This is a genomic window from Blastococcus saxobsidens (genome assembly GCF_010682065.1).
In the GTDB taxonomy this organism is placed as follows: domain Bacteria; phylum Actinomycetota; class Actinomycetes; order Mycobacteriales; family Geodermatophilaceae; genus Blastococcus; species Blastococcus saxobsidens_B.
This window is the reverse complement of record NZ_JAAGWG010000004.1, coordinates 193555-214439: the sequence shown is the minus strand read 5'-3', so window position 1 is coordinate 214439 and position 20885 is coordinate 193555. Positions and strand designations below refer to the sequence as shown.

21 protein-coding genes are annotated in these 20885 nt (G+C 72.9%); 5 read left to right on the top strand and 16 right to left on the bottom strand.

Annotation, left to right across the window (positions count from 1 at the left end; genetic code table 11):
* The 3 genes from GCU60_RS04125 to GCU60_RS04115 form a co-directional block, all read right to left on the bottom strand.
* Positions 1–814, bottom strand: an 814-nt coding sequence (locus GCU60_RS04125) for a DEAD/DEAH box helicase family protein (RefSeq protein WP_345770382.1), incomplete at its 3' end; no start/stop codon positions are given.
* 106 nt (positions 815–920) lie between these two features.
* On the bottom strand, positions 921–1235 hold the full coding sequence (locus tag GCU60_RS04120) for a hypothetical protein (RefSeq protein ID WP_163202467.1): 315 nt from the start codon (positions 1233–1235) through the stop codon (positions 921–923).
* A 15-nt stretch (positions 1236–1250) separates the two neighbouring features.
* A complete protein-coding gene (locus GCU60_RS04115) occupies positions 1251–2114 on the bottom strand; it encodes an alpha/beta fold hydrolase (protein WP_163202465.1) in 864 nt (287 codons plus the stop codon).
* A 72-nt stretch (positions 2115–2186) separates the two neighbouring features.
* Between GCU60_RS04115 and GCU60_RS04110 the strand changes: the two genes are divergently transcribed.
* Positions 2187–3911 carry a helicase gene (locus GCU60_RS04110; RefSeq protein ID WP_163202463.1) on the top strand — a complete coding sequence of 575 codons (1725 nt, stop codon included), beginning with the start codon at positions 2187–2189 and terminating at the stop codon, positions 3909–3911.
* Between the two features lie 3 nt (positions 3912–3914).
* Here GCU60_RS04110 and GCU60_RS04105 read toward each other — a convergent pair whose 3' ends face one another.
* From GCU60_RS04105 to GCU60_RS04090, 5 genes are read right to left on the bottom strand one after another with little or no spacing between them, the layout of a single operon-like run.
* A complete protein-coding gene (locus tag GCU60_RS04105; protein WP_204261382.1) occupies positions 3915–4301 on the bottom strand; it encodes a DUF664 domain-containing protein in 387 nt (128 codons plus the stop codon).
* Positions 4298–4462, bottom strand: coding sequence for a hypothetical protein (locus GCU60_RS19790; RefSeq protein WP_204261381.1), 165 nt, complete (start codon positions 4460–4462; stop codon positions 4298–4300). Before GCU60_RS19790 ends, GCU60_RS04105 begins: the two co-directional genes overlap by 4 nt.
* A gap of 52 nt (positions 4463–4514) precedes the next feature.
* Positions 4515–5042, bottom strand: a complete 528-nt coding sequence (locus GCU60_RS04100; protein ID WP_163202461.1) for a hypothetical protein — start codon at positions 5040–5042, stop codon at positions 4515–4517.
* Between the two features lie 5 nt (positions 5043–5047).
* Positions 5048–6583 carry an SPFH domain-containing protein gene (locus GCU60_RS04095; RefSeq protein WP_163202459.1) on the bottom strand — a complete coding sequence of 512 codons (1536 nt, stop codon included), beginning with the start codon at positions 6581–6583 and terminating at the stop codon, positions 5048–5050.
* Positions 6580–7137, bottom strand: coding sequence for a hypothetical protein (locus GCU60_RS04090; RefSeq protein WP_163202457.1), 558 nt, complete (start codon positions 7135–7137; stop codon positions 6580–6582). The genes GCU60_RS04095 and GCU60_RS04090 overlap by 4 nt, the downstream gene beginning before the upstream one ends.
* Before the next feature lie 115 nt (positions 7138–7252).
* Here GCU60_RS04090 and GCU60_RS04085 point away from each other — a divergent pair, with 115 nt between their 5' ends.
* Together GCU60_RS04085 and GCU60_RS04080 are read left to right on the top strand one after the other, a co-directional pair.
* Positions 7253–8596: a DNA polymerase IV gene (locus tag GCU60_RS04085; protein ID WP_345770381.1), complete on the top strand. Its 1344-nt coding sequence runs from the start codon at positions 7253–7255 to the stop codon at positions 8594–8596.
* Between the two features lie 43 nt (positions 8597–8639).
* Positions 8640–9245, top strand: a complete 606-nt coding sequence (locus tag GCU60_RS04080) for a class I SAM-dependent methyltransferase (protein WP_163202453.1) — start codon at positions 8640–8642, stop codon at positions 9243–9245.
* A 10-nt stretch (positions 9246–9255) separates the two neighbouring features.
* Here GCU60_RS04080 and GCU60_RS04075 read toward each other — a convergent pair whose 3' ends face one another.
* Together GCU60_RS04075 and GCU60_RS04070 are read right to left on the bottom strand one after the other, a co-directional pair.
* Positions 9256–10143, bottom strand: coding sequence for a hypothetical protein (locus GCU60_RS04075; RefSeq protein ID WP_163202451.1), 888 nt, complete (start codon positions 10141–10143; stop codon positions 9256–9258).
* Positions 10144–10174: 31 nt separating this feature from the next.
* Complete coding sequence (locus GCU60_RS04070; RefSeq protein ID WP_239520384.1) at positions 10175–11344, bottom strand: PucR family transcriptional regulator; 1170 nt, start codon at positions 11342–11344, stop codon at positions 10175–10177.
* A 137-nt stretch (positions 11345–11481) separates the two neighbouring features.
* Between GCU60_RS04070 and GCU60_RS04065 the strand changes: the two genes are divergently transcribed.
* The gene (locus tag GCU60_RS04065) at positions 11482–12594 is read left to right on the top strand and encodes a ferredoxin reductase (protein WP_163202447.1); all 1113 of its coding nucleotides are present in this window, start codon (positions 11482–11484) and stop codon (positions 12592–12594) included.
* A 25-nt stretch (positions 12595–12619) separates the two neighbouring features.
* Positions 12620–13819 carry a fatty acid desaturase gene (locus GCU60_RS04060; protein WP_163202445.1) on the top strand — a complete coding sequence of 400 codons (1200 nt, stop codon included), beginning with the start codon at positions 12620–12622 and terminating at the stop codon, positions 13817–13819.
* Between the two features lie 66 nt (positions 13820–13885).
* Here GCU60_RS04060 and GCU60_RS04055 read toward each other — a convergent pair whose 3' ends face one another.
* The 6 genes from GCU60_RS04055 to GCU60_RS04030 all read right to left on the bottom strand — a co-directional run bounded on the left by GCU60_RS04055 (position 13886) and on the right by GCU60_RS04030 (position 20885).
* Positions 13886–15352 (bottom strand): LGFP repeat-containing protein, encoded by a 1467-nt coding sequence (locus GCU60_RS04055; RefSeq protein ID WP_163202443.1) that lies wholly within the window; start codon positions 15350–15352, stop codon positions 13886–13888.
* A gap of 239 nt (positions 15353–15591) precedes the next feature.
* Positions 15592–17499 carry a hypothetical protein gene (locus GCU60_RS04050; protein ID WP_163202441.1) on the bottom strand — a complete coding sequence of 636 codons (1908 nt, stop codon included), beginning with the start codon at positions 17497–17499 and terminating at the stop codon, positions 15592–15594.
* A gap of 158 nt (positions 17500–17657) precedes the next feature.
* Positions 17658–19028, bottom strand: a complete 1371-nt coding sequence (gene dnaB / locus GCU60_RS04045) for a replicative DNA helicase (protein WP_163202439.1) — start codon at positions 19026–19028, stop codon at positions 17658–17660.
* 566 nt (positions 19029–19594) lie between these two features.
* Positions 19595–20050: a 50S ribosomal protein L9 gene (gene rplI / locus GCU60_RS04040; protein ID WP_275585407.1), complete on the bottom strand. Its 456-nt coding sequence runs from the start codon at positions 20048–20050 to the stop codon at positions 19595–19597.
* 2 nt (positions 20051–20052) lie between these two features.
* The gene (gene rpsR / locus GCU60_RS04035; protein ID WP_073422051.1) at positions 20053–20289 is read right to left on the bottom strand and encodes a 30S ribosomal protein S18; all 237 of its coding nucleotides are present in this window, start codon (positions 20287–20289) and stop codon (positions 20053–20055) included.
* Between the two features lie 101 nt (positions 20290–20390).
* Positions 20391–20885: a single-stranded DNA-binding protein gene (locus GCU60_RS04030; RefSeq protein WP_163202437.1), complete on the bottom strand. Its 495-nt coding sequence runs from the start codon at positions 20883–20885 to the stop codon at positions 20391–20393.

Here is a 20885-nt window from a genome sequence, read left to right as displayed (position 1 = left end):
CGGCGTAGACCCGCTGGATCGTCGAGATCACCACCGACGAGGAATCCAGCATCCCGGCGCTGGTCAGCGCGTTGACATTGTAGATCTCGGTGAGCCGCCGACCATCGTCGGGGGTCGCGTAGTTCTGGAACTCCGCGAGCGTCTGCGAGCCCAGGTTGTTGCGGTCGACCAGGAACAGGATGCGGCGGAACCCGCCGTGCTTCAGCAGGCGGTAGCAGGTGGTGACGGCCGTGTAGGTCTTGCCGGCGCCGGTGGCCATCTGCACCAAGGACCGGCTGTACCTCTGCTCGGCCAGCGACCGCTCGATGCCCTCGATGGCGGTGATCTGCGCCGGTCGGAGCCCCTCGGTGATCAGTGCCGGCATGGACCGGACCTTCGCCCGCCACGTGGCCGCGGCCGGGTCGGTCTCGGCGTCGCGAATGGTCCGGGCCAGCGTCTCGGGCCGCGGGAACGTGAAGATCCGGCGGGCCCGCGGCACGGGGTCGTAGCCGTTGGTGACGTGCACCTCGGACCCCGACGCCTCGAACACGAACGGCAGCCGGTCGTCGAGGGTGAGCGCCTTGAGCCGCACGTCGGGCGCCAGGCCGGTGGCGTAGCGCGCCGACTGCCACTCCACCCCGGACAGCGTCGTGCCCTCGGGCTTGGCCTCGATGACGCCGACGGCGCGCCTGTCGACGTAAAGGACGTAGTCGGCTCGCCCGTGCCCGCTGGCCATGATGACCTCGCGGACGGCGACACCGGGCAGCGTGAGATTGGCCCGTCCCTTGTCCTGCACCGCCCAACCGGCCGCAGTCAGCTGCCGGTCGATGAGCACGCGCGCACGCTGCTCAGCCGTGAGTTGGCTGTTATCCCCGATGTCCGTCATGCCGCCCGAGACGATAGGTCCTTCGCCGTCCCGTAACCAGCCGGCACACCCTGTGTCACCGGCCGAGGAGCCGAGCCAGCCCGTCCAGGACCTCCGCGTGCGGTTCGGGGACGTCGATGTCCAGGAGCACCCGTCCGGGCTCCTCGCGCACGACGAACCCGAAGAAGGAGCAGCACTCCGACTCCCGGCGGGTCAGGTGGCGCACCTCGTCGGCCAGCCCGGGTGCCGGTTCCAGTTCAGCGGTCAGCCGCGTCGGCGAGTGCCGAACGCTGCTGCGCGTGACATCGGCCAGGCCCTGGAACTCCGCGATGCGCACAGGTCGCTCCACGGTGGGCAGCGTGCACGCGTCCGGTACCCAGGCCTCGGTCACGCTCCCAGCGTGCTCTCAGTCCTCGACCTGGTCCAGGAACCGGCGCATAGTCTCCAGGAAGATCTCCGGCTGCTCGGAGTGCACCCAGTGGCCCGCGTTCTTGATTCGCACCAGCCGCGTCAGCGGGAACAGCTCGTCCATGCGCGGGCGGTCCTCGTTCAGCACGTAGTGCGAGTTGGCCCCGGCCACCCACAGCACCGGACCGTCGTAGGTGGCACCGGGCGGCGGCTCCGGGAACCCGCGCAGCTCGCCGAGGTCACGGGCCAGCAGGTCGAGGTTGAGCCGCCAGCGCCAGGTCCCGTCCTCGCCCACGCCCTCGCGCACCAGGCTCTGCAGCAGGAACCCGCGGACCATCCGGCTCGGCACGGCCGCCTTGAGCGCGGCGTCGGCGTCCGCACGGGTCTTCAGCGACTCCAGGTCCACCGCGCGCATGGCCGCGATGAACTCCTCGAACGGGGAGGCCTCCTCGTCGTCGTCGTCCGTCCGGCCGCCCTGCAGGGGGTACTCGACCGGGGCGATGTCGACGACGACGAGCGCGCGCAGCAGCTCCGGCCGGCGCAGGGCCAGCTGCATCGCCACCTTGCCGCCCATCGAGTGCCCGACCAGGGTCGCCGGCTCGCCGAAGGACTCCAGCTCCTCGGCCACCAGCTCCGCCATGTCCAGGTAGTCGACGCGCTCGGTCCACGGCGAGTGGCCGTGGTTGGGCAGGTCGAGCAGCGTCACGCGGTGCCCGTCGGCCAGCCCCTTGGCGACCGTCGTCCAGTTCTTGCCCTGGCCGAACAGGCCGTGCACGAAGACGACGCGCGGCCCGGTCTCGCCCACGGTCCGTGCGGACAGGCGCTCGTCGGCGGTCGCCTCGTCCGTCGCCTCGTCGGTCATCCGGCGATTCCATCAGACGTCCTGTCCCTGCCGCCGCTTACCGTGCCGGGGAACGAGGGGGAGTACCGACGCATGCCACCACGCCGGCGGAGCACGAAGACCACCAGCCGCAGCACGACCGCCACCCGGACCCGCAGGGCCGCTCCACGGAAGCCCGCGGCGAAGAAGGCCGCACCCGAGCTGCCCACGGCCGGGCCGGGGGAGCGCGTCTGGGTGCTCGCCGTGCCGTTCCGCGCCCCGGCGCCGGGCGCCGTCTGGCACCCGGGCCTGCAGGCGCACGTCTTCGTCGGCCGTGCCCTGCCACCGGAGCTGGTCCCGTACGACCCGCCGCCGTACAGCCTGGAGCGGTTCCTCGAGGACGAGCTGAACGAGACGCCGCGGCCGCTGCCGGTCACCCCGGCGATGGTGCCCCGGGCGCCGCAGGAGGCCGGCGCCGAGGTGGTGGCCGCGCACGCCGCCGCCGGCGGCCGGGTGTTCCTGCTCGGTGACGACCCGGGCGTGGGCAAGACCGGGACGGCGATCCTGGCGGTGCACGAGATCGCCGCCCAGCGCCCCGTACGCACGGTGCTGGTCATCGCCGACCGGCCGGCCGCGATCACCATCCCGCACTGGGCCCGCTCGATCGCCGGCTTCGGCGACGGCGGGCTGCGCTGGTGCGTGACCACGTGGGACCGGCTGGGCAAGGTGAGCAAGCTGCGCTTCGACGTCGTCGTCGCCGACGAGGCGCACATGGTCCGGCACACGACCACCCAGCGCTGGAAGCACTGGAAGGCCGTCTCGGGCGCCGCCCGGGTCAAGGACACCCCCTACGTGCTGGCCGCGACGGCGACCCCGGCGCACACGCCCCTGGAGCTGCCCTACCTGGCGCCGGAGTTCGCCGCCCGCCACGGCGAGTCGATCAAGGAGTGGGCCGACCTGCCCAAGGCGCTGGAGCGGCACAGGTTCCACGTGGAACGTGGGCGCTACGGCTGGCAGTGGACCGAGGACGCCGACGCCCGCCGCGCCGACCTCGCCCGGCTGCAGTCCTGGCTGGCCGACGCCGATCCCCGGGCCACCCTGCACCGCCCGGCGCCCTGGGGGCCGGTGTCGGTGACCGGCACGCCGGTGCTGCTCACCCCGGCCGAGCGGGCGTCGTACGAGGCCGAGTGGTCGGAGTTCCGGGCCGAGATGCAGCTGGCCCGGCGGGGCCGGCAGACCGCCCGCGGTCGCGCGGCGCTGCTCCGGTTCCGGCAGAAAGCCGGCCTCATCCGGGTGCAGGCCACCGTCGACTGGATCAAGGCGCAGGTCGAGGCGGAGCGGCAGGTGGCCGTGTCGGTCGAGTTCGTGGAGACGGCGGCCGACCCGATCCGCGAGGCACTGCTCGACGCCGGCATCCCGGTGGCCGGCATCTACGGGCGCGACCGGTTCGACGTGGAGGCCGAGCGGCTGCGGTTCCAGCGCGGCGACGCCATGGTCTGCGTCTTCACCGTCACCGCCTCGATCAGCCTGCACGCCGGGGAGCTGCTGCCCGGCGGTTCCACGGCCTCGGAGACGCCGCGGGTGGGGCTGTTCCACCAGCCGCGCTTCTCCGGCATCCAGGCCCGCCAGGTCACCGGCCGCACCCACCGCGACGGCAAGACCTCGCCGTGGCGGATCGCCTTCGCCGCGGACACCGTGGAGGAGCAGGTGGCCAAGGTGATGGTGGAGCGGCTGGCGGTCAGCGGCTCCACCGCCGGCGCGGACACCGCCTCGCTGCAGGAGATCGCCGAACTGCTCGACGCCGACTGGCTGCCCGCCGCGGCGCTCACGGAGGAGTGAGGGTCACTCCCGGGTCCGGCCGTCGACGGACTCCCGGAGCAGGTCGGCGTGGCCGTTGTGCCGCGCGTACTCCTCGATCATGTGGACCAGCACCCAGCGCAGCGTCGGCCGGGTGTCGTCGTCCCACGGCGGCACGGTGCAGCGGGTGTCGAGGCCGCCGTCGGCCAGCGCCTCGGCGACCAGCTCCCGGGAGCGCTCGACCGCGCCCTCCCAGCGGGCCCTGAGCTCCGCGGGGGAGTCGTCGGCCGCCGAGTGCCAGGCCCAGTCGGGGTCGGCGTCCCGGTCGACGGGCTCCCAGACCTTCCCCGGGCTCCGGCCGCGCAGCCGCAGGGCGAACCAGAGTCCCTCGACGAGCGTCAGGTGCTCGAGCAGCAGCCCGCCCAGCGTCATCGTCGAGGCGCGCCCACCGTGGCACGGAGGCCGTCGGCGTCCGGGCCGCGCGTCTTCCACTCCAGCGTGGCGCGGTGGTGGTCCAGGAAGCCGAGCAGCGTGGCCACCCGGCGCCCTCCACCGGCGGATGGGGCCGGCCCCTCCTCGTCGAGCTCCGTCACGCTGCGGAACGCAACGGTGCCGCTCCCGGTCCACCAGCCATCGGCGTCCCTCTCAGAGAGCGTCCACCCGGGCGAGGAGCTGCTCCGCTCGCGCCATGCGGCCGGAGGACCAGCGCACCGGGACGACGACGAAGCCGGCGAGCGCGGCCGCGAGCAGCCCCACGAGCGGGTCACCGAGCACGACGGCTGCGGCAGCCACGAGCACCGCGAGCAGCAGTCCGATCCCCGGGACGACCCAGCGGTCCTGGGCCGCCGCGTCGATCTCCCCCTGCAGGCGGACCCGCCACGCCGCGGGCTCTCCGTCGGGAGGCAGCTCGCCGGTGGCCAGCGCACGGCGCACGATCGCCCGTGCGGCGGCCTCCTCCTCCGGCACGAACCACCCGGCCCGCTGTGCGGCGAAGACGAGCACCATGGCGACCGCCCACCCCCCGGCCCGCAGGAGCGCGACCGGCCAGCTCCACCCCTCGTTCCACTGGACGAGAGCGTGCAGGGCCTCCTGCCCGGCGCCGACGTAGGCCGCCCCCACCGGGACGATGGCGCCCACCCGGCGCCAGGACGGCCACCGGGGCTCGCCGTCCACAGGGCTCAGGCGCCGGAGCCGTTGCGGGAGACGCTGTCGCCGTCGGCGCTGATCGGGATGCTGGTCCCGGCGTCGGCCGCGGCGGAGCCGCTGAGCCGGCGCAGCAGCGCGCCGACGTCGATGCCGGTCAGGTCACCCGACAGCTGCAGCCCCTGCGCGACGTTGGCCGCCACCGACCTGCCCAGCGAGCCGGCGCCGTCGGTCGAGATGACCGTCATCTTGTCCACGCTCGACAGCGGCGCCGCCGCGGCGCCGACGACGTCGGGCAGCACCTTGACCAGCATCTCCAGGATCGCGGCCTCGCCGTACTTGGCGAAGGCGTCCGAGCGGGCATCGAGGGCCTCGGCCTCGGCCTGACCGCGGGCGAGGATCGCCGCGGCCTCCGCCGCGCCCTCGCGCTCGACGGCGTCGGCGATGGCCTGGCGGCGCAGCTTCTCGGCCTCACCGCGCTTGGCGCCCTCGATCGCCTCCGCCTCGGCCAGCGCCGAGCGGCGGGCCCGCTCGCCCTCACCGGAGAGCCGGGCCTGCTCGGCGGCGGCCTGGGCTGCGGCGATCGTGGCCTGGCGCTGGGCCTCCGCAGTGAGGATCGCGGAGTTCTTGCGGCCCTCGGCCTCCTGCTCCACCTTGTACCGCTCGGCGTCGGCGGGACGGCGCACCTCGGTGTCCAGCTGACGCTCGGTGAGCGCCGCGGTCCGCTCGGCGACCTTTTCCTGCTCCATGAGGATCGCCTGGTCCTGCGCGGCCTGCGCCAGCGGTCCGGCGGCCGCTGCACGCGCCTTGGCGGCGTCGGTCTCGGCGGTGATCTCGGCCTGCTTGAGCGCCAGCTGCCGCTGGGAGATCGCGATCGCCTCGTCGGCCAGCAGCTGCTCCTGCTGCGCGGCCTGCCGGGCGCGCGCCTCGGCGATGCTGGCCTCCTTGAGCACCCGCGCGGCCTCGGGGCGGCCGAGGTCGGCCAGGTAGGAGCCCTCCGCCTGGATGTCCTGCAGCTGGAAGGTGTCCAGCACCAGGCCCTGCCCGGTCAGCGAGGACTCGGCCTCCTCGGCGACGGCGGAGGCGAACGCGGCCCGGTCGCGGATGATCTCCTCGATCGTCAGCCGGCCGACGATCGAGCGCAGGGCGCCGGCGAGCACCTCGGAGGTGAAGGTGTCGATGCCCTCCTGCTGGTTGAGGAAGCGCTGGGCGGCGGCGCGGATGGAGTCCTCGGTGCCACCCACCTTGACGATCGCCACGCCCTCGAGGTCGCACTTCACGCCCTGCTTGGAGACCGCGCCGCGGATGCCGACCGGGATCCGGCGGCTGGACAGGTCCATCGTGTGCAGCTTCTGCACGACCGGCAGCACGAAGACGCTCGCGCCCATGACCACCTTCTGGCCGGACGAGTCGCGGGAGACGACGCCGGCCTCGCTGGTGACCTGGCGGCCCTGCCGGCCGGTGACGAGGAACGCCTGGTTGGGGCCGGCGACCTTGATGCGGCTCAGGACGAGCAGGATCAGCAGGAGGACCAGGACGGCGATGCCGCCGATGGCGTAGAGCAGCGTCACGGGGATTCGCCTCCGGGCAGGGGATGGGTGCTGTCGGGCGCGGTCGAGACGACCTCGACCGCGGTGTCGCTGAGCGCCTCGACGACGTAGACCGGCGTCCCGGTGAGCAGCGGCGCGTCGCTGCGGGCGGAGAACTTCAGCTGCTGGCCGGCGACCGTCAGGCGCACCTCGCCGTAGCCGGGGCTCGGCACCGTCGAGACGACGACGCCCTGCGCACCCACCAGGTGGTGGCGGGTCAGCGTCGGCTGGGTCGGCATGTCCTTGAGCGCCCGGGACAGCCGGACCGCGCCCCAGGCCAGCGGAACGGCGACGGCGACGCCCACGGCCAGCGCGAGCAGGGCCCGGACGACGTCGGGGAGAGTCTCGGGCAGCAGGCTGGTGGCCGCGGCACCGCCGAACCCGATGCCGCCGAGCAGCGCCGCGATGGCCGGCACCGAGAACGGCCCGTCGGTGTCGACGTCGCCGATCCCGAGGTCACCGAGCTCGCCGACGAACAGCGACAGCAGGAGCACGACCACGCCGAGGCCACCGAGCACGAGGAACACCGAAGCCATGCCCTTGCGCCCTCCTCGTCGACCGGGAGATCCAGCCTCGCAGTTGCGGGACGACGCGGGCAAGGAAGTCCCTCCGCCGGGTGGACGCGGACAATGGAGGGGTGAGGGACCGGTCGTGAGGGGAGCCGCGAGCATCCTGCACCTGGACCTCGACGCCTTCTTCGCCGCGGTCGAGCAGCGGGACAAGCCGTCGCTGCGCGGCCGGCCGGTCGTCGTCGGCGGGGTGGGCGGCCGGGGCGTCGTCGCCACCGCCTCCTACGAGGCCCGCGCCTACGGCGCCCGGTCGGCCATGTCGACAGCGGAGGCACGGCGACGCTGCCCCGCCGGGACGGCGTTCCTCGGCGGCCGGTTCGCCGCCTACCGGCGCACCTCCGACGTCGTCATGGGCCTGCTGCGCGAGCTGTCGCCGCTGGTGGAACCGGTCTCCATCGACGAGGCCTACGTCGACCTCGCCGCCGGCGGGGAGCACGACCTCTCCGTCGACGGCGTGACGGCGCTGGCCCAGGAGCTCAAGGAGCGCATCGAGGCGGCGACCGGGGGAGTGACCGGCTCGGTGGGCATCGGCACGTCGAAGCTGATGGCGAAGATCGGCTCGGACCTGCAGAAGCCCGACGGCCTGGTGGTCGTCGCCCCGGGGCAGGAGCTCGAGGTGCTGCACCCGCTGCCGGTGACCCGGCTGGGCGGCGTCGGACCCGCGACGGCCGAACGGCTGCACCAGGTGGGCGTGAAGACTGTGGGGGACCTGGCCGCGCGCTCGCTGCCGGACCTGGTCGCGCTGGCCGGGCGCGCCCACGGCGCCGGGCTGCACGCGCTGGCCCGCGCGGACGACGAGCGCGCCGTGGTGCCCGACCGCGAGGTGAAGTCGGTGTCGCACGAGGAGACCTTCGAGCGGGACCTCACCGACGTCGGCGTGCTGGCCCGGGAGATCGACTCCATGGCGGCGCGGGTGGGGGAGCGGCTGCGGAAGTCGGCCTTCTCCGGGCGCACCGTGACGCTGAAGCTGCGCCGCTACGACTTCACCACGCTCACCCGCTCCCAGACGCTCCCCCAGCCGACCGACGACCCGCGGCTGATCGCCTCCACCGCCCGTCGGCTGCTGACCGAGGCGGGCACCGCCGGGGGGCTGCGGCTGCTCGGCGTCGGCGTCTCGGGGCTGTCGGTCTACGCCCAGGGCGACCTGTTCGCCGACTCCGACGAGCCGCAGGAGGCAGCCGTGGCCGCGCCGGACGCCGCGGCGACCGAGGCGGAGCCCGACCTGCCCGCCGACAAGCGCTGGTGGCCGGGGCAGGACGTGCGGCACGACGAGCTCGGCGCCGGCTGGGTCTGGGGGCGCGGCCTGGGCCGGGTGACCGTGCGCTTCGAGGGTCCGCTCACGCCCCCGGGACCGGTCCGCACGCTCACCGCCGACGACCCCGCCCTCCAGCCGGCCGAGCCGCCGGACTGGAGGCCGCCCGGGTGACGCGCTCCCCGGGGCACCGGCCCACCCCGTGTAGAACGGCGTCATGACCGAACCCAGCATGTGGACGCGCCTGACGGAGGAGAACCCGGAGCACTCGGCCGCCTACATCCAGCGCTTCCGGGACCTCGCCGAGGCCGGGCACGACCTCGTGGGCGAGGCCCGGCTGGTCGACGCGATGCTCCCGCGGCGCGCGCGGGTCCTCGACGCGGGTTCGGGCACCGGGCGGATCGGCGGGTTCCTCGCCGCGGCCGGGCACCAGGTGGTCGGCGTCGACGGCGACCCGGTGCTGGTGGCCGAGGCGCGGGAGCAGCACCCGGCCGCCCGGTGGCTGGTCGGCGACCTCGCCGAGCTGGACCTCCCGGCAGCGGGGGAGGCCGAACCGTTCGACGCGATCGTCTGCGCCGGCAACGTGGTGACCTTCCTGGCCGAGTCGACACGGGTCGAGGTGCTCCGCCGGATGCGGGCGCACGTGTCCCGCGAGGGGCGGGTGGCGATCGGCTTCGGAGCGGGCCGCGGCTACGAGTTCGACCAGTTCCTCGCCGACGCCCGGACCGCCGGCTGGGAACCGGACCTGCTGCTGTCCACCTGGGACCTGCGGCCGTTCAGTCCGGACTCCGATTTCCTCGTCGCGCTCCTGCGCCCGGCCTGACCTCCCGGGGTCAGAGGCGGGCGTTGGCCCAGAGCAGCGAGAGCGCCTCCACAGTTCGGTGGCCCCGCCACTCCAGGGTGGCCGCCGGTGAGTAACTGACGAAATCCACCGGCCACCCCCCGTCGTCCTGCTGGGCGTCCGCGAGCCGGTCGAGCTCCGCGTCGACCACCCCCGGTGCGAAGAGCGACCGCCCCGGCCCCCCGGGCAGCGGTGCGAAGTCCAGCGGGCGCATGTACTCGTCCGGGGCCCCGCCGGCCACGTGCAGCAGGCCGTCGGCGGGGACCAGGTCGCGCAGCCGCTCCACCCGCGCGACCGCATCGGGCCAGGTGGCCGCCGCCGCGTCGAGGAAGCGCACCGCGAACGCCAGCTCCATCGCGTGCGCCCCCGCGGCGAGCCGGTCGATCGCCGCCAGGCAGCAGTCGGTGGCCCGGGCCAGCCACGGGTGCTCGCCCACGCCGGGGACGACGGCCGCCACCCGGTAGGCCGTCGCGGCCACCACCGCGGTGATCTGCAGCGAGGAGCGGTCGGTGTCCGCCGATGCCCAGAACGGCGCGCACGCCGCCGGGTCGGGCACGGGCAACGCGAACGGCAGCCCGCCGTCGGGCAGCGTCACGGCGGCCAGCCAGTCGCACAGCTGCCGCGCCCGGTCCGCGGCCGCCGCCCCGGTCTCGGCGAACACCTCGAGCGCGTGCAGCGCCCCGCCGGGCTGGCTGGTCGTCGACCGGAGGTCGGGCTCCAGTCCCCAGCCGTAGCCACCGTCGGGATTCCGGTAGCCGTCGACCGCGGCGAGCACCGGCTCCGCCCCGCTCCCACCGAACAGCAGCTCGAACCGGCGGCGGTCCAGCACCCGGGCGGAACCGGCCAGGAAGTCCGCGGCCGCGGCCATGTCGACGCTCACGGCGTCACTGTGCCGCAGGGGTCCGACGCGGTCAGCCCCTGTCGTCGCCGGCCGGGCCCGGGGGCGGCGCCACCCCCAGGGCCACGGTCAGCTCCAGGACGGTGGCCGGGTCCTCCAGGCGGGCGCCGTAGAGCTGCCGCAGCTGCGTCATCCGGTACCGGACCGTCTGCGGGTGCACGAACAGCTCCGCGGCGATCCGGTCGCGCCGGCCGTGGTGCAGCAGCCAGGAGCGCAGCGTCTCGGTGAGCTTCTCCCGGGCGCTGTCGCCGACGTCGGCCAAAGGCGCGAGCACGCGGGCCCGCAGGTCGGCCAGCGCGTCCTCGTCGGCCCGCAGGACCAAGTCGGCCAGCCGGGCGTCGGTGTCCAGCGACGCCCGCTCCCCCGGCCGCATGCCCAGCCGGAGCGCGCGCAGCACGCGCCCGTAGGAGGTGTGCGCCTCCGCCCACGGCCGGTCCGGCCCCACGATCGCCTCGCGGCCCTCCAGCGAGCGCAGCAGGGCCGGACGCGCGGCGCCCTCGGCGTCCGGGACCAGCAGGACGGTGAGGTCGGGCATCCCCTCGACGTCGGGCACGTCCTCGGGCGACCGGAGCGTGCGGGCGTCCAGCGAGACCATCGCCCCCTGCGCCCGGGCCTCCGGGAGGACGACGACGGTCAGGGTCCGCGGCGGCACCCACTCCGCGCGCTGCGCGGCCTCGACCAGCTCGGCGTGCGGGCTCCCGGCCAGCAGGCCCTGCGCGAGCCGCTCCAGCATCCGTTCCCGCGCGCGGCCGCTGGAGGCCAGCTCGTCGGCGTGACCGGCGACGCTGGCCGCCGACAACCGGTCGATGTAGGCGAACACCAGCTCGGCGAAGCGGGCTGTCGACTCCGGCCCGAGACCGGCGGCCACGGCGGTGGCGCTCATGTCCCGCCAGGACACCCGCGCACCCACCCGGTAGGCGGCCAGCAGCGCGTCCATCGACCGCCCGCTGCGGGCCTCGCCCCGGCCCAGGGCGTAGGCGGCCTCGACCACCGGGCCGCCCGGGGTGCCGGCGTCCGCCGTCCCCCCCGCGGCCGCCAGCTGCAGGAACCCGCGCAGCGTGAGCTCGACGGCGCCGGAGATCTTGCGGCCCATCGGGCCCTGGAAGGCGTCGGCGTAGCCCGGGACGGCGACGATGATCGCCTCGACGGCCCGCTCGGCCACCCTGGGCAGTTCCGCGCGCATGGCGTCAGCGACCGCCTCCGGAAAGCTACGCGCCTCCGACGTCATTCCGCCTCCTTGTTCGCAGGGAACAGAAGCTACCCCCGGATTCACATCCTCGGCACAGGTATTTGATGCGTGGAGTGGGAAAGCATGAGTACATGACAGCGACCGCTCCGCGCCCCACCGCGGCCCGAACGCCGGCGCGGCCCGCGCTGCGCGACCGGGTGCTCAAGTTCGCCGAGCTGGTGACGACCCCGCTGCTGCCCGTCGACTACCTCGACCTGTTCGACCCGCTCCGCTCCGGAGCGGCGCTGCGCGGCCGCATCGAGGCCGTGCACAAGGAGACGCGCGACGCGGCGAGCATCGTGATCCGCCCCGGCCGGGACTGGCTGCCGCACGTCCCGGGCCAGTACGTCCGCATCGGCATCGACATCGACGGCGTCCGCCAGTGGCGCGCCTACTCGATCACCTCGGTGCTCGACCGCGCCGACGGCTGCTTCACCATCACGGTGAAGGCCATCCCGGACGGCAAGGTCAGCAACCACCTGGTGCACCGCGTGCAGCCGGGCACGATCATCCAGCTCGACCAGGCGACCGGGGAGTTCTGCCTGCCCGAGGAGACCCCCGCCAAGTCGCTCTTCGTGACCGCCGGCTCCGGGATCACGCCGGTCATGGGCATCCTGCGCAACCACGCCCACCAGCTCACCGACACGGTGCTCGTGCACTCGGCGCCCACCGCGGACGACGTCGTCTTCGGCGCCGAGCTGCGGCAGATGGCCGCCGAGGGCCGGATGCACCTGGTCGAGCAGCACACCGACACCGCGGGGCTGCTCGACGCCCGCTCCATCGCCGAGCTGGTCCCGGACCTGCACGAGCGCGCCACCTGGGCCTGCGGCCCGGTCGGCATGCTCGAGGCGCTGGAGGAGCACTGGGCGTCCGTCGGCATCGCCGACCGGCTCTACACCGAGCGCTTCCGCCCCCGCGTCCTGGCCGGCGCCGGCGAGGGCGGCGCGGTCACGTTCGAGAAGAACGGCACGACCATCGAGGTCGAGGGCACCACGCCGATCCTCGACGCCGCCGAGGAGGCCGGCGTGCTCATGCCGAGCGGGTGCCGCATGGGCATCTGCTACGGCTGCGTCCTGCCCCTGCGCGAGGGCGCCGTCCGCGACCTGCGCAACGGCGAGATCACCTCCGCCGACGACGTCGGGGACGGCGTCCTCGTCCAGACCTGCATCAGCGCGCCCGCCGGCGCCTGCTCCATCGACCACTGACCGTCCGAGCCCGAGGAGTCGCACCGTGACCGTCATCCAGAAGAAGCCCGAGAACCCGATCGCCCACCTGTCCGCCGAGGACATCGAGCTCATCGGCAAGGAGCTCGACACCATCCGCCAGGAGATCCGCGACAGCCTGGGCGAGGACGACGCCAAGTACATCCGGACCGTCATCGACGTCCAGCGCAAGCTCGAGCTCGGCAGCCGCGCCGTGCTGCTGTTCTCCAAGTTCCCGCCGGCCTGGCTGCTCGGCACCGCCGGCCTCTCGGTCGCCAAGATCCTCGAGAACATGGAGATCGGGCACAACATCCTGCACGGCCAGTGGGACTGGATGCGCGACCCGAAGATCCACTCCACGACGTGGGAGTGGGACATGGCCAGCCCGGCCGAGCAGTGGAAGCACTCGCACAACGAGCTGCACCACACGTACACGAACGTGATCGGCAAGGACAACGACCTCGGCTACGGCATCATGCGCGTCGACGAGGACCAGAAGTGGCACCCGATGTACCTGGCGCAGCCGCTGTGGAACTTCATCAACGCCTGCTTCTTCGAGTACGGCATCGCCGCCTACGACCTCGAGCTGGGCAAGAACCTGGCCACCAAGAGGCGCCGCAACGACCCCAAGTTCCGCGCCGCCACCAAGCAGGTCCTGAAGAAGATCCGCAACCAGGCCGCCAAGGACTACGTCGTCCACCCGCTGCTGTCGGGCCCGTCGTTCGTGCCGACCCTGGCCGCCAACTTCACCGCCAACGTGGTGCGCAACCTGTGGTCGCACTCGGTCATCATGTGCGGCCACTTCCCCGAGGGCGTCGAGACCTTCGAGAAGACGTCGATCGACGGCGAGAGCCGCGGTGAGTGGTACGTCCGGCAGATGCTCGGCTCGGCCAACATCTCCGGCAGCAAGGCCATGCACCTCATGACCGGGAACCTGTCGCACCAGGTGGAGCACCACCTGTTCCCCGACATCCCCAGCAACCGGTACGCCGAGATCGCCCCGCGGGTGAAGGACATCTTCGACCGCTACGGCCTGACCTACCACTCCGCCCCGCTGTACAAGCAGGTCGCGAGCGCCTGGCACAAGGTCATCCGGCTGTCGCTGCCCAACGGCTGGCTGGCCGAGACCACGCCGAAGAGCGCCCCGGCGCAGGTCGCCAAGCTCTACAAGATGACCGTCGGGGGGCCCAAGGTCCGCCGCGCCCTGCAGGCGAAGGCCGCCGCCTGATCCACCGCTGAACGCAGAGGGGCCCGGAACCACACAGGTTCCGGGCCCCTCGTGCTTTCGGGTGGGTCAGTACACCCGGCCGTTGCGCACCCGGAGGGTCCCGCCCTGGAAGCGCTGGGAGAACGACCCGTCGGACAGCACCGAGGTGCCCATCACCGGATAACCCAGGTACCCGTTCTCCCAGCCCCGGGCCGCCCAGGCGTCGCGGACGGCCCTGAGGACCACGGAGGCCGGCGTCCCACGCCATCCGGTCACCGGGCCGGCCGCGTAGACGGATCCGCCCTCGAAGTGCTGTCCGCAGCCGCCGCTGCGCAGACCGCAGAAGGTGTCGCTGGTCGGCAGGCCGAGCGCGCCGTGCTCCCAGCCCTGCTGGGCCCATGCTGTCTTGATCGAACCGAGGACGGTGAAGGTGCCCGTCCGCGTCCGGTAGATCGAACCCCAGTCGAAGTGCTGCCCGCACGCGCCGTCGCGCAGGCCGCAGAAGGTGTCCGACGTCGGGTTCCCGATGCTTCCGCGCTCCCAGCCCTGCGCCCCCCACCGGTCGCGGATGGAGCCGAGGACGAGGAACGTGCCGGCCCGGGTCTGGTACACGGACCCGCCCTGGAAGTGCTGCCCGCGGCCCCCGTTCCAGTCCGCCGTGGCGAACGGCTCGGACGTCGGAAAGCCGAGCGCACCGTTCTCCCAACCCTGACCGGCCCAGCGGCCGACGACCTCGGGCGCGAGGACCCTCGCCCCCGACGACGGCGCCCAGTAGACCGAACCGCCCTGGAAGTGCTGCCCGCAGCCGCCGTCGCGCAGGCCGCAGAAGGTGGACGTCGTGGGGTAGCCGAGCGCCCCGTTCTCCCAGCCCTGCCCCGCCCACCGGTCCTTGACAGGCCCGCTCACGGTCCGGGAGCCGGTGGACGGGCTCCAGTAGACGGAGCCCCGCTGGAAGTGCTGCCCGCAGCCGCCGCCGGGCAGGCCGCAGAAGGTGTCCGTCGTGGGGTAGCCGACCACCCCGCGCTCCCAGCCCTCCGCCGCCCAGCCCGTCCGGATGTCCGGGTCGACGCGCACCGCTGCGGTCGTCGCCGACCGGTAGATGGACCCGTGCTGGAAGTGCTGCCCGCAGCCGCCGCCGGGCAGGCCGCAGAAGGTGTCCGACGTCGGCTCCCCGATGCCCCCGGGGACGGGGACCGCACCGAAGCCGCCGCCGAAGCTCTGCCACGCGTCGAAGACGTCGAGGTCGGTGAATGCGTATGCCGCGGACGGGACAGAGGCCGACCAGGACACGATGCCGTGCTCGAAGTCCTGCCAGCAGGCGGACAGGCCGCTGCAGGTCTTGGACCCCATGGCGGCCCCCAGCACCCCGCTCGGTCCGCCGAGTGCGGCGTACTTCGCCTCGATGCGGTCCCCGTCGACGCCCGGCAGGGCCGCTGCCACCGACGCCGGTCCCTCCGCGAGCGCCTGGTCGGGAGCGAGCAGCGCTCCCGCAAGCGCGAGGCCGGCCACCGCGCCGGCCAGCAGGCGCCGAGCGCCCCACACCTGTGTCGTCATGCTCCGCGCTCCCCGCTCCCGTCCCGCGCGTCAGCACGCGGTCGCCGCAACGTACGGACGCCGCTCAGCGCAGTGGGGCGCGACACTCCGGAGTCGACTGGCCACCGGACCGATGAGTTCGGTCAGCTGTTCGTGCGGGTCGACATCGGGATGACCCCTCATTCGTTTCCCGTGAAACAGCAAGAACGCACGAGGGCCCGGAACCGTCTCGGTTCCGGGCCCTCGCCGTTCGCTGCCCCCTACGGGCGCAGCGCCGGCTGCGGGTAGTTCAGCGGGAGGAGCAGCGCCGGGTCACTGATCGGCACCTCCCAGACGTTGCCGGCTCCGTCCGGGTCGATGGTCTCCCCGCCCTTGAGGAACGTCGCGATCTGCGCCTGCCCCGCGGCGGCCGCCGCCGGCGGCCCGGTCAGCAGGAAGCTGTGCGGGTTGTTGGCCGCGTTCCCCGTCCGGTCGTTGCGGTACACGCTCGTGCGCGACCACAGGTTCCCGGCATCGACCAGCGTGTACGACGTCGGGTTCGGCACGGTCTGGTCCCCGAACGCGACCTGGACCAGCACCCGCTCCGGGTCGATCAGCGGCGCGAACGTCTCGGGGCTCCCCGGCCGGCTCAGCCAGGTCGACCGCGCCAGGTAGTCCTGGATCTCGACGGCACCCTCGACCGTGGCCGTCACGGGACCCTCGCCCCGCAGCGGCATCTGCTCCTGGAAGTCCTGAGCAGTCCCGCCCGAACCGTTGTGCAAGCCGGCCGCCGTCAGGGAAGCCGCCGTCAGCCCCCGGAACGACGTCGAGAGCCGCGCGATCTCGGTGACCGGCCCACCCGGCACGTTGAGCACCGAGCGGGTGACCTCGGGGTCGACACCGGTCAGCATGGTTCCGTAGATGCCGCCGAAGCTCTGCCCGAAGTAGGTCACGTCCTTGCCGGACAGATCGACCGACCCGTTCTTGTCGACGTCGGTGCCGCCCAGCGACCGCATCAGCGTCATGATGTCGGCGCTCGTCTGCCGCAGAGCGTCGCGAGACGACTGCGCGCTCGCGGCGCCGGTGGCCGAGGAGCCCTCGGTGCTGTCGATCCGGGCATTGCCGTCCTGGTCGACACCACGCCCGTAGAAGGGCAAGTCGGTCACCTTGGGGCCCTGGACGACGCGGATCGCACCGTCGGGCCCGAAACCGTGGCCCACCACGTTGGTGCCGATCGTGGCGATACCGCGCTGCATGTTCGTGCTGGCTGCGGTGATGACGTTGGTGGCGTTGCCCGTGAAGCCGTGCCCGAACACGGCAACCGGCCAGCCACCCGCGGGTGCCGGCCCCGGAGGCAGGACCGCGACGAAGGGCAGCCGGACGGAGCCCGGCGCCTTCGGTCCTGCGTCGCGGGTGGGCGTCTGCTGGATGGTCACGTCGGGTCGGAGCCAGTTCGGGGCCAGGTAGGTCCCGAAGACGTAGGTCCCCTGGTTCGTGGTGAACCCTGCATTCCTTGCTGCCGTGTCCGGGGCCTCGGGCGTCACATCGGCGACCAGCTGGACGAGGGTGCCCGCGGTCGGGAAGACGCCGTCGATCATCAGGCCGGGAGCGGTGATCCCGGCGTCCTTGAACGCCTGCCCGCTGTCGATCTGCTTGCGCAGGTCCAGGAGACCGTCGGTGGCGCTCATGGTGGTGAAGGTGTCCTGCAGCGACTTGTTCGCCGGGCCACCCTGGACGCGCAGCTTGTAGGTCGTGCCCGGCGCCAGCTGCTTCGCCGGGTGGGCGTAGAGCGTGGTCGTCGCCGGGTCCCAGACCATGCGGTCGACCCCGGTGCGCCAGCCCCCGTGGGCTTCCTGCAGCGTGATCCGCGCGGCCGCCTCGGCCGGGTCGACCGGGCCGCTGAACCGGATGGCGATGCGCGGGTCGAGGTCGAAGCCGTCGAGCTGGTTCAGCTGCTGCGTGAGGCCGCAGCTGATAGGGGCACCACAGCCTTCGAGGGGCAGGTTCACCCGGCGGCCGGTCAGCTGCCCCTTGTCGGCGACGGTGAGGCTGTCGGAGGGGAACGCGGAGATCGGGTCGGCCTTGCCGGGCTTGGCCAGGGCCGGTGTCGCGGTGGCCGTGACGGCGAACGTCACAGCCAGGGTGCCGACGACCGACGCGGTCGTGCGACGCCATGAGCGAGAGGACACGGGGGCTCCAATACTGAGGGGACCTCGTTCCTAGCTGACAGTGACGTGGCGCACAACCGTTCCCGGTCAGAAATCGATCTTGATCGCGCTGCTGTCGGCGGAACGACGGCCGCCCGCCACCCGGAGCACCGGGTGACGGGCGGGCGTTCGAGGCGTGCCTAGTTGGCCATGTCCACGAAGCGGCTGTAGTGGCCCTGGAAGGCGACCGTGACGTTGGCCGTCGGGCCGTTGCGGTGCTTGACCAGCATGATGTCGGCCTCGCCGGCGCGCGGGGACTCCTTCTCGTACATGTCCTCGCGGTGGATCATCATGACCATGTCGGCGTCCTGCTCGATCGAGCCGGACTCACGGAGGTCGGACAGCATCGGCTTCTTGTCCTGACGCTGCTCCGAGCCACGGTTGAGCTGCGACATTGCGATGACCGGGAGCTCGAGCTCCTTGGCCAGCAGCTTCAGCGCACGGGAGAACTCCGAGACCTCCTGCTGGCGGCTCTCGACCTTCTTGCCCGAGGTCATCAGCTGCAGGTAGTCGATGACGATGAGCTTGAGGTCGTTGCGCTGCTTGAGCCGCCGCGCCTTGGCCCGGATCTCCATCATGGTCATGTTCGGCGAGTCGTCGATGTAGAGCGGTGCGTCGGCCACCTCGCCCATGCGGCGAGCCAGCTTCGCCCAGTCCTCGTCGGACAGCGTGCCGGCGCGCATGTGGTGCAGCGGCACCTTCGCCTCCGCCGACAGCAGACGCATGGTGATCTCGTGCTTGCTCATCTCCAGCGAGAAGATGCAGGCCGGCATGCCGTGCTTCACCGTCGCCGAGCGGGCGATGTCCAGCCCGAGGGTGCTCTTGCCGACACCGGGACGGGCCGCGATCACGACCATCTGCCCGGCCTGCAGACCGTTGGTCAGCTCGTCGAGGTCGCGGATCCCGGTGGGGACGCCCCGCGCCGTGCCGCCCCGTGAGGCGATGGCGTCGAGCTCGTCCATCGTCGGCTGCAGGACGTCCTCGAGGCGCGAGTAGTCCTCGCTCATCCGCTTCTCGGTGACGTCGTAGATCTCCTGCTGTGCGCGGTCGACGATGTCGTCGACGTCGCCGTTGCCGCCGGCGGCGCCGTAGCCCAGCTGGACCACACGGGTGCCGGCCTCGACGAGGCGGCGCAGCACGGCCTGCTCGGCGACGATGGCCGCGTAGTAGCCGGCGTTGGCCGCCGTCGGCGTCGAGGCGATCAGCGTGTGCAGGTAGACCGCGCCACCCATCTTCGACAGCTGGTCGGTGCGGTTGAGCTCGGCGGCGACCGTGATCGCGTCGGCCGGCTCACCACGGCCGTAGAGGTCGATGATGCAGTCGAAGATCACCTGGTGCGCCGGACGGTAGAAGTCGTTGCCGTGCAGCACCTCGACGACGTCGGCGATCGCGTCCTTGCTCAGCAGCATTCCGCCGAGCACCGACTGCTCCGCCGCGACGTCCTGCGGCGGCTGCCGGTCGTAGGCCGGTGCCGTCGCCGACGGACGGCTGAACTCGTCGGCCACCGCCACGGGGGTACCTCCATCTCCTTGCGGGCGCGCCCACGACACCACTGCGCGCAGGGGAAGTACGCGAGCTCGGCGGACTGCGCCGGACCGAACGTGTGTTCGGTGCCTGCCTACCGCAGGGGACTGACAGTCCCGTGTCCCGGTGGCTGGGGAGGACGTTAGGGAAGGCGGGCGGCCGGAGTCCACCACCGGTGTGCACGCCGATCTGCACAACTTGTGGACAAGTCGGTGGACGGACGCCTGTCGACATGTGGACGAACCGGGGGACAACCGGTGTGCCGGACCGGTCGTCCCCGCTCCGACCTGCGACGACGGCGACCCGGAGCTGTGGACCCGAAATTGTCGCCGACATTTTTTCCCGACACGCACCACGAGTCACACGGGTGCGTCCAGGCCGCCCGCGCGGTCCCGGGGCGCCCGGGCGACCCCCGGCCGGCGCGCCCCCGCACGTGGCGCCCGGCAGCTCCCCAGGGACGCGCGCCAGACCCCTGGAACGCCACGAGGGGCGCCGGACCGGAGTCCGGCGCCCCTCGGGACGCATCGCGCGCCCTGGGCGCGCACAGCGACGATCAGCCGGCGACGACGTCGATCGTCAGCTGAGCGGCGACCTCGGTGTGCACCCGCACGGTGACGGTGTGCTGGCCCGTGGTCTTGATGCTGCTGGGCAGCTCGATCCGGCGACGGTCGAGCTCCGGGCCACCGGCGGCGGTGACCGCAGCGGCGACGTCGGCGGTGGTGACCCGGCCGAACAGACGGCCGCCGTCACCGGCGCGAGCCGGCACCCGGACGGTCATGCCGTTGAGGCGACCGGCCAGGGCCTGCGCCTCCTCGAGGGACCGCACGTCGCGGGCGGCACGCGCCCGGCGCAGGGACTCGATCTGCTTCTCGGCACCACGGGTGGCCTGGATGGCCAGCCCGCGGGGCAGGAGGTAGTTGCGGCCGTAGCCGCCCTTGACCTCGACGGTGTCGCCGGAGGACCCGAGACCGGTGACCTCGGCGGTGAGGATCAGCTTCATCGTGCTCATGATCAGCGCGCCGTCGAGGTGTAGGGCAGCAGGGCCATCTCACGGCTGTTCTTCACGGCCGTGGCGACGTCACGCTGGTGCTGGCTGCAGTTGCCGCTGACGCGGCGGGCACGGATCTTGCCGCGGTCGGAGATGAACTTCCGCAGCAGGGTCGTGTCCTTGTAGTCGATGTAGGTCGCCTTGTCCTTGCAGAACTGGCAGACCTTCTTCTTGGGCTTGCGAACAGGGGGCTTGGGCACCTGGTTCTCCAGAGAGATTCAGAAAGTGAGGGAGTGGAACGGCCCACTCGCAGGGACCCGGGTCGAGCGGAGCGAGACCTGGGGGGCGAGGGGGTCCTTCGTCAGAACGGCGGTTCGTCGGACGGACCGGCGGGCGTCGACCAGGGGTCGCTCGCACCGCCCCCGCCGCCACCGCCGCCGCCGGAGAAGCCGCCGCCGCCGCCACCGAAGCCGCCACCGCCACCCTCACCGCGGGAGGCCTTGGTGACCTTCGCGGTGGCGTAGCGCAGCGAGGGGCCGATCTCGTCGACCTCGAGCTCGATGACGGTTCGCTTCTCGCCTTCCTTCGTGTCGAAGGAACGCTGCTTCAGGCGACCGCTGACGATCACGCGGGAACCACGGGTCAGCGACTCGGCCACGTTCTCCGCGGCCTGGCGCCAGACGTTGCACCGGAGGAACAGCGCCTCGCCGTCCTTCCACTCCTGCGACTGACGGTCGAAGGTGCGGGGGGTCGAGGCCACGGTGAAGTTGGCGACGGCAGCGCCCGACGGCGTGAAGCGCAGCTCCGGATCGGCGGTCAGGTTGCCGATGACGGTGATGACGGTTTCGCCGGCCAT